This window comes from Methyloceanibacter sp. (assembly GCF_035650995.1).
Lineage (GTDB): Bacteria > Pseudomonadota > Alphaproteobacteria > Rhizobiales > Methyloligellaceae > Methyloceanibacter.
In genome coordinates this window covers 1-7,149 of record NZ_DASRGO010000104.1, presented here as the reverse complement: position 1 = coordinate 7,149, position 7,149 = coordinate 1, and the positions used below count along the sequence as shown (strand labels likewise).

General features: G+C 63.7%; 8 protein-coding genes. 6 read left to right on the top strand and 2 right to left on the bottom strand.

From position 1 onward, the window contains the following. Positions 1-165 precede the first annotated feature (165 nt). The 4 genes from pqqA to pqqE all read left to right on the top strand — a co-directional run bounded on the left by pqqA (position 166) and on the right by pqqE (position 2,828). Positions 166-255, top strand: a complete 90-nt coding sequence (gene pqqA / locus VFB18_RS07980; RefSeq protein ID WP_069624483.1) for a pyrroloquinoline quinone precursor peptide PqqA — start codon at positions 166-168, stop codon at positions 253-255. A gap of 322 nt (positions 256-577) precedes the next feature. Beyond that, positions 578-1,303 (top strand): pyrroloquinoline-quinone synthase PqqC, encoded by a 726-nt coding sequence (gene pqqC, locus VFB18_RS07975; protein WP_324973274.1) that lies wholly within the window; start codon positions 578-580, stop codon positions 1,301-1,303. Then, positions 1,300-1,599: a pyrroloquinoline quinone biosynthesis peptide chaperone PqqD gene (gene pqqD, locus VFB18_RS07970; RefSeq protein ID WP_324973269.1), complete on the top strand. Its 300-nt coding sequence runs from the start codon at positions 1,300-1,302 to the stop codon at positions 1,597-1,599. The genes pqqC and pqqD overlap by 4 nt, the downstream gene beginning before the upstream one ends. Then, the gene (gene pqqE / locus VFB18_RS07965) at positions 1,596-2,828 is read left to right on the top strand and encodes a pyrroloquinoline quinone biosynthesis protein PqqE (RefSeq protein ID WP_324973266.1); all 1,233 of its coding nucleotides are present in this window, start codon (positions 1,596-1,598) and stop codon (positions 2,826-2,828) included. Before pqqD ends, pqqE begins: the two co-directional genes overlap by 4 nt. Positions 2,829-2,842: 14 nt before the next feature. On the opposite strand, the gene VFB18_RS07960 is transcribed toward pqqE, so the two are convergent. After that, positions 2,843-3,502 (bottom strand): hypothetical protein, encoded by a 660-nt coding sequence (locus tag VFB18_RS07960; protein WP_324973263.1) that lies wholly within the window; start codon positions 3,500-3,502, stop codon positions 2,843-2,845. 256 nt (positions 3,503-3,758) lie between these two features. On the opposite strand from VFB18_RS07960, the gene VFB18_RS07955 reads away from it, so the two are divergent. Continuing rightward, on the top strand, positions 3,759-5,051 hold the full coding sequence (locus VFB18_RS07955; RefSeq protein ID WP_324973260.1) for an ABC transporter substrate-binding protein: 1,293 nt from the start codon (positions 3,759-3,761) through the stop codon (positions 5,049-5,051). A 12-nt stretch (positions 5,052-5,063) separates the two neighbouring features. Here the strand turns inward: VFB18_RS07955 and VFB18_RS07950 are convergent, their stop codons facing one another. Continuing rightward, positions 5,064-5,819 carry a quinoprotein dehydrogenase-associated putative ABC transporter substrate-binding protein gene (locus VFB18_RS07950; protein WP_324973257.1) on the bottom strand — a complete coding sequence of 252 codons (756 nt, stop codon included), beginning with the start codon at positions 5,817-5,819 and terminating at the stop codon, positions 5,064-5,066. Positions 5,820-6,226: 407 nt separating this feature from the next. Here VFB18_RS07950 and VFB18_RS07945 point away from each other — a divergent pair. Next, a partial coding sequence (locus VFB18_RS07945) for a CHASE2 domain-containing protein (RefSeq protein ID WP_324973254.1) occupies positions 6,227-7,149 on the top strand: 923 nt, incomplete at its 3' end.

Below are 7,149 nucleotides of genomic sequence, written 5' to 3'. Positions count from 1 at the left end.
ATGACGATAAGATGCCCTTATCCTTCCTATAAGGAAATACGATTTGAAATTATCACGGGCGGCAATCATGGTGAAGCTGCAGAGCCGGTCGGCCGAAAATCCGGGTTCGCAAAACGCCGGCCCGACCGGCCAAGCTTGGCCTAAACTCGCGAAGGAGAGCCTGTTATGCGTGAGTGGCACAAGCCGACGATCGAGGAGACGGAGTCCGGCATGGAAGTGACGAGCTACCTGCCGGCCGAGCTGGATCGCGCTTAATCCGCCCTTCTCATCTCGGAACCGAAGCGAACGGCGATCCGGCGAAGGCCTGGGTCGCCGTTCGTGCTTTCCGGCCGGCCACCCTTTCAGAATTTCTTAATGAGCCGTAGAGGCAGCGTTCATGCGAGGCTCATGCAACTCTCATCCGCCCGCACTAACTGGCAAGTGTCGAATTAGGCCCGACGTTCCGGTTGCCGAGGTCTTCGTTTATTGTAGAGGCCTGCCGGGCCGCTGATGCCAATCAAGGCGGCGTCTCCAAGAGCCGCCACGCCAAGCGCCGCCCGCTCGGAAAGGACAAGAGGTAACGTCCGTGACCAAGATCATGAGTCCCGAGGAGCTGGAGCAAGAGCTTCGCGCCATCGGTGCCGAGCGCTATCACGACAAGCATCCCTTCCATAAACTGCTGCATGGCGGGAAGCTCGACAAGGGCCAGGTCCAAGCCTGGGCGCTCAATCGCTATTGCTACCAGTCGGCCGTGCCGCGCAAGGACGCGGCGCTGATGAGCCGTTGCCACGACCGCCAGCTCAGGCGCGACTGGATCCACCGCATCATGGACCACGACGGCTTCGGCGAGGAGGAAGGCGGCATCGAGCGCTGGCTCGTCCTGACCGACGGGCTCGGCCTCGACCGCGATTACGTCATCTCGATGAAGGGCGCGCTGCCCGAGACGCGCTTCGCCGTCGAGGCTTATGTCAATTTCGTGCGGGAGAAGACCCTGGTCGAGGCGGTCGCTTCCTCGCTCACCGAGCTGTTCGCGCCCAAGATCCACAAAGAGCGCATTTCGGGCATGCTCGAGAACTATGACTTCATCAGCGACAAGGTGATGGCCTATTTCAAGCGGCGCCTGACCCAGGCACCCGACGACGCCAATTTCGCCCTCGAATACGTGAAGCGGAACGCCCGCACGCCGGAGGCGCAACAGGGCGCCCTCGATGCGCTCAGGTTCAAGTGCAACGTTCTTTGGGCGCAACTCGATGCGCTTTACCTCGCCTATGTCGACCCGGGCCTCATTCCGCCCGGCGCCTTCGTCCCGGATAAAGCGCAATGAACGACGCCTCGCCCGAGCGTCTCATCGTCGGCCGTGAAACGCGGCCCCATTTGCCCGCCTATCTCAAGCTCCGCTTCGACGCGGGGCGCGACCGGTGGGTGTTGCTGGCGCCGGAGCGGGTTCTGACGCCGGACCAGACCGCCGTCGCCGTGCTCAAGCTGTGCGACGGCAAAAGAACCGTGGACGACATCGTCGAGGCTCTGGTCAAGGAATACTCGGCGCCGGCGGACGTGATCCGCGCCGATGTGATCGATCTCCTCCAGGGCCTCGCTGACAAGGGATACGTAAAGGGATGAGCGAAGAGCTTAAGGGCAACGGACACTGCCAGTCCGTCACCGTCGACGACGAGCCCACCGAGGGCGTGGTCGGCACCACGAATGCGACCGCGGCGCTATGCGCGCGCGCGCCGGTCGGCCTCCTCGCCGAGCTGACCCATCGCTGCCCGTTGCAATGCCCCTACTGCTCGAACCCGATCGAGCTTGAGCGGGTCAACAAGGAGCTTTCGACCGAGGCGTGGGTCTCGGTCATGCGCCAAGCGGGCGAAATGGGCATCCTGCAAGTGCACCTCTCCGGCGGCGAGCCGACCGCACGCAAGGACCTCGAGGAGATCGTTTCGGCTGCTTCGGAGTCTGGCCTCTACACCAACCTGATCACCGCCGCCGTCACGCTCAACCGGGCGCGGCTCGAGGACCTCGCCAAACGCGGCCTCGACCACGTGCAGATCTCCTTCCAGGACGTCGATGCCGAGAACGCCGAGCGGATCGGCGCCTATCCCGGGGCCACCCAGAAGAAGCTCGACGTGGCCCGCTGGGTGAAGGAGCTCGGCCTGCCGCTGACCGTCAATGCTCCCATTCATCGCCACAACATCGAGAATGTCGGCCGCTATATCGACCTCTCGGTCAAGCTCGGCGCCCAGCGCCTCGAAGTGGCGCACGTGCAATATTACGGCTGGGCCTATCTGAACCGGGCCGCGCTTATCCCGACCTACGAGCAGACGGTGAAGTCGATCGAGTTCGTCGAGCGCGAGCGCGAGCGGCTCAAGGGTGTGCTCACCATCGACATGGTCGTGCCCGATTATTACGCCAAGCGCCCGAAGCCCTGCATGGGCGGCTGGGGCAAGGGCTTCATGAACATCACCCCGGCAGGCAAGGTGCTCCCTTGCCACGCGGCCGAGACCATCAAGGGGCTTGAGTTCGACAACGTGCTCGACCGCCCGCTGCTCGACATCTGGCTCAACGGCAAGGCTTTCAACGCCTTCCGCGGCACCGAATGGATGAAGGAGCCCTGCCGCTCCTGCGCCTTCCGGGAAATCGATTGGGGCGGCTGCCGCTGCCAAGCCATGGCCATCACCGGCGATGCCGCCAACACCGATCCGGCTTGCGCGCTCTCGCCCTATCACGGCGAGATGGCGGCACTCGCCCGCGCCGAGGCGGCTGAGCGGCCCAAGCCCTTCGTCTACCGCAATCCGCGCAATGCGGCCGAGGCCGCCAAGGTCGCGCAGAACCCGCTCGTCCCCGCCGAGTAGGCCTCGCCCTTCGCTTAGAGAGTTGCGTCGGCCTTGAGCGCAGGGGCCGCGCCGGCGCGCGCCTGCAACACGCGATAAGCGTGGGTAAAGGCGAGCGAGGTCACCGGCACGGTCACGAGCAGACCCACAAGGAGAGCGATCGCGCCGACGATATTGATCAGCATCAGCACCAAGCCGAACCCCAGGAGCTGCCACTTGTAGCCGCGCGTTATGCCCTTGCTGCTCTTCATTGCGTCGATCGGACCGGCCTCGCGGTCGACGACGATGAAGGTGGTGAACATGAACATCAGCGCGAAGATGATCCCGGGAATGATGAGCAGGATGAAGCCTGCGACGATGACGAGGCCAAGCAGGATCGAAGCGGCGAGATAGTTCCAGAACGGCTTAGGATGCCAGAGCGCGTTCAGATCGACCGTCTCGGGATTGTCGTGCGCGGCCAGGTAGAACGCCGTCACCCCCATGCTGATGAGCGTGCTCAGCAGGAAATCGGCGAGCGAGCCGAGCAGCGTCGGGTCCTCGGTGGAGCCGCCTTGCAATGCATCGATGGCGCTCGTGAGCGCGCCGATCACCGCATAGACGATGGCGACGACGACGGTCGCGCCGATGAAGAACCACGGGCGCTTCTTGAACGTCTCCCAGCCGAAACTGACGCAGGATTTGATCGAGAACTCCATGCTCCGACGATAAGCGAGGCCGTTTCGTTTGTCCGGCAGGATTTGATGAAAACCGGCGTCTTTCCCCAAGGAAACGCCGGCCGGCAACCGCACAACGACTGCGCGGGATGAGTGGGCGCTGTCGCGTCCTTGCAACTGTTCTTGCCAGATGTTCCCGCCGGGATTTCCACCTTGCAATGCCTATTTTTTTATCGCTACCATGACGTTCCCTGCTCCTCGATAACCGGCGCGGGCTCCCGCGCCTCTAGGCTTCGCGATGCAATTCAAAGACATCGGCCGCTGTTTTTCCCGGGCATGCGTCTTTCTCGTTTCATTCTGTCTCGCGGGCGTGTCGGTAAGCCTGGCAAGCGCCGAGGACGCGCCGCAGAGCGACAAGCCGGGGGGAGTGTCGGTCGAGATCCCGCAATCGCCCCAGCTCACCCCGGTACCCATCGGCTATATCCGGGAGGTGGTCGAGCATCCTCGGCCCGCATCCCGTCTCGATGTCGAGCCCATCGATGCCGGCATCGCCGGCGCCAAGATGGCGATTGACGAAAACAATGCCGGCGGCAAGTTCGTCGGTGATCTCTATTCGCTCGACGCGGCGACCGTCGCTTCGCCCGACAAGGCCGTCGAAGCCTTGGGCAAGATGATCGAGAGCGGGCACCACTACTTCATCGTCGATGCGTCCGCCGAGACCCTGCTCAAGCTGTCGGACTTCGCCAAGGACAAGGACGCGCTCCTGTTCAACATCCGCGCCACCGACGTGTCCTTGAGGCAGGAGGACTGCCGCAAGAACATCATGCATGTGGTGCCCGACCGCTACATGCTGGCGGATGCGCTTGCCCAATACCTCGTGCTGCAGAAATGGACCAACTGGCTGCTCGTCTACGGGTCGACGCCCGGCGACCTCGCCTATGCCGACGCGATCAAGCGCGCCGCGCAGCGCTTCGGCGCCACGCTCGTCGACGTGCGCGAATACAAGGATACCTCCGGCGGCAGGCGCGACGACGTGGGGTCCATTCCGCCTGGCAAGCAGGCGAGCAATGACGCAGACTTCGCCGGGCCGGACTATCAGGTCATCATCGTCGCCGACGAAGATCAGCTGTTCGGGCCTTACATGCCCTATCGCGGCGGGGCCGATCCGAGGCCGGTCGCCGGAACCACAGGGCTCGTCGCCACGACCTGGAGCCCGGGCCACGAGAAATGGGGCGCGACCCAGGCCAACAATCATTTCGAGAAGGACTACAAGCGCCTGATGTTGCCGATCGACTATCAGGCCTATGTCGCCGCCCGCACCGTGGGCGAGGCCGTGACGCGGAACCACGGCGCCGATTTTGCCACCGTCGCGGCCTTCATCCACGGCCCCGACCTTCAGCTTGCGCCGTTCAAGGGCATCAAGCAGCAATACCGGCCGTGGGACGGCCAGTTCCGTCAACCCATTCTAATCGCGACCGACAAGGTCCCGGTCTCGATGTCGCCGCAGCGCGGCTTCCCCCATGCCGCGCATCCCGATATCGAGGTGGACACGCTCGGCATCGACGAGCCCGACAGCAAGTGCAAAATGTGAGATGCGGCTGACCTAGCGCTCGGCGTCAGAGGGCGCGATCGAATGGCCCTCGGCGTCGAGCACCGGCACGTTGTAGCCCTGGAGAATATCGTCGATCGCACGCTCGTTCTCGGCGATCACCTTGTTGACCTGGTGTTTCCACTGGGGGTCGTTCGGGCGAAGACCAAGCGTGATGCCATAGACCAGCCCCGGCCCCGCGGTCTCCTTGACGAGAGGCACAACCGTCAGCGGGACCGCGGAGCGCTGCGCGTAATAGCCTCCGACCGGCCCCCACAGGATGCCGGCATCGAGCTTGCCTGTCGCGATCTCCTCGATGACCGCTTCCGCCGCTTTGGACGCGCTTTCGCCCGCGTTGATCTCGAACGGCTTGGCGTCAGCCGCCAGGCCGTAGAGGGCAAGAAGACTGGCCGGCGGTGTCCGCGCGAACAGGCCGATGCGCTTTCCCTTCAGCCGCGGATCGGAGAGACGGTCGAGGCCCGCAAGGCCGAGATCGTCCTGCCGGTAAATCAGCGCATAGGAGGTGTAATAATAGGGGTTGGAGTCGGCGATCAGTCCCGTCCCTTGTGCGTAGCCCATGACGAGGTCGCAGGCCTCCTTGCCAACCACGTTCGGAACGTAGCCGCTCGATTCCGAGAACCACGTGTAGTCGACGGTGACATCGAGTTTGGCCGCGATCAGCTCGGCGAGCTTGTTCTCGAAGCCCTCGCCCTTTTCGTTGGAGAACGGCATGTTGTCGGGATCGGCGCAAACGCGGAGCGTGCCCGCCACTGCGCCGCTACTCCCATTCACGAGGAGTAACGCGAGCGAAAGGCTGCACAGCCAAGCGAAAGCGAGCCGCGTCGCGAGGCGGTCTATGATCGCAGTGGATCGCAAGGCTGTCCCTTGTGCCATCTCGGAAGGCTCGAACCATAGCATATCGGAGGAGCGGGGACGCCGCTCGGAGACCTAACGTTCATTGTGCGCTGACAGCCTCAAGGTCAAATTAAAGGCCGGTAACGCGGGCGGGCGAACGGCCGTGTTCGCCGCGCAGGCGATCCCCAGCGGGCTCCGTCTACTTCGGCCTTTTGCCACGAGGCCAAGATGACACTGGAGTGAGGAAGCGCCTTTGGCTAGGTTCTGGCGTTTCGCGCTTATGGCGCCTTGAGACGGGCGGAAACGCAAAGCAAAGCAACGGGATGGGTCCTCGTCTTCTCTATGCGCTTATCATGGGCGCGGTGATCTTCGCCGCTCTTGCCCTAAGAGCTTGGGACCCGAGCCCGGTCGCGAGGCTGAGGTCACTCGTATTCGACGCTTATCAGCGCCTGAGCCCGCGCACCTTCGATCCGAGCCTGCCGGTGCGCATCGTCGACATCGACGAGGAATCGCTGAAGGAGGTGGGGCAATGGCCGTGGCCGCGAACAATCCTGGCCAACCTCGTCGACAAGCTCGTTGCCGACGGCGCCGCAGCCATCGGCTTCGACATGGCGTTTCCCGAGCCCGATCGCCTCTCTCCCGCCAACGCCCTCCGCTACTGGCCTGAGTCAGAAGCGCTGACGAGCCTCAAGGAAGAGATCGCGAAGCTCCCCTCGAACGATCAGGTGTTCGCCGAGGCGATCGCCAAGGGTCCGGTAGTGCTTGGTTTCATCTCCACGCCCGAGGGTACGTCGCAGCCCGAAACCAAGGCGGGCTTCGCCCATGGCGGCGACGATCCCCTCCTCTTCGCCCCCTTCTATCCGGGCGCCGCCGCGAGTCTCCCGGAGCTGGAGGACAAAGCGCAAGGCACCGGAGCGCTGAACTGGATCCCCGATCACGATCAGATCATCCGCCGCATGCCGATGGTCGTCAGGATCGGCGACAAGCTTTATCCATCGCTTGCCGCCGACCTGCTGCGCCTGGCGCAAGGCGCTTCGACCTTCATCGTCAAGTCCTCGGGCGCGAGCGGCGAGAAATCCTTCGGCGAGAAGACCGGCATCGTCGCGGTCAAGGTCGGCGACTACGAGGTTCCGACCGAGGCCAACGGCCAGATGTGGATGAAATTCACGCCGAGCTCGAAACAGCGCTACCTGCCCGCCTACAAGATCCTCGCCGGCGAGATCGCCAAGGACGAGATCGAGGGGCG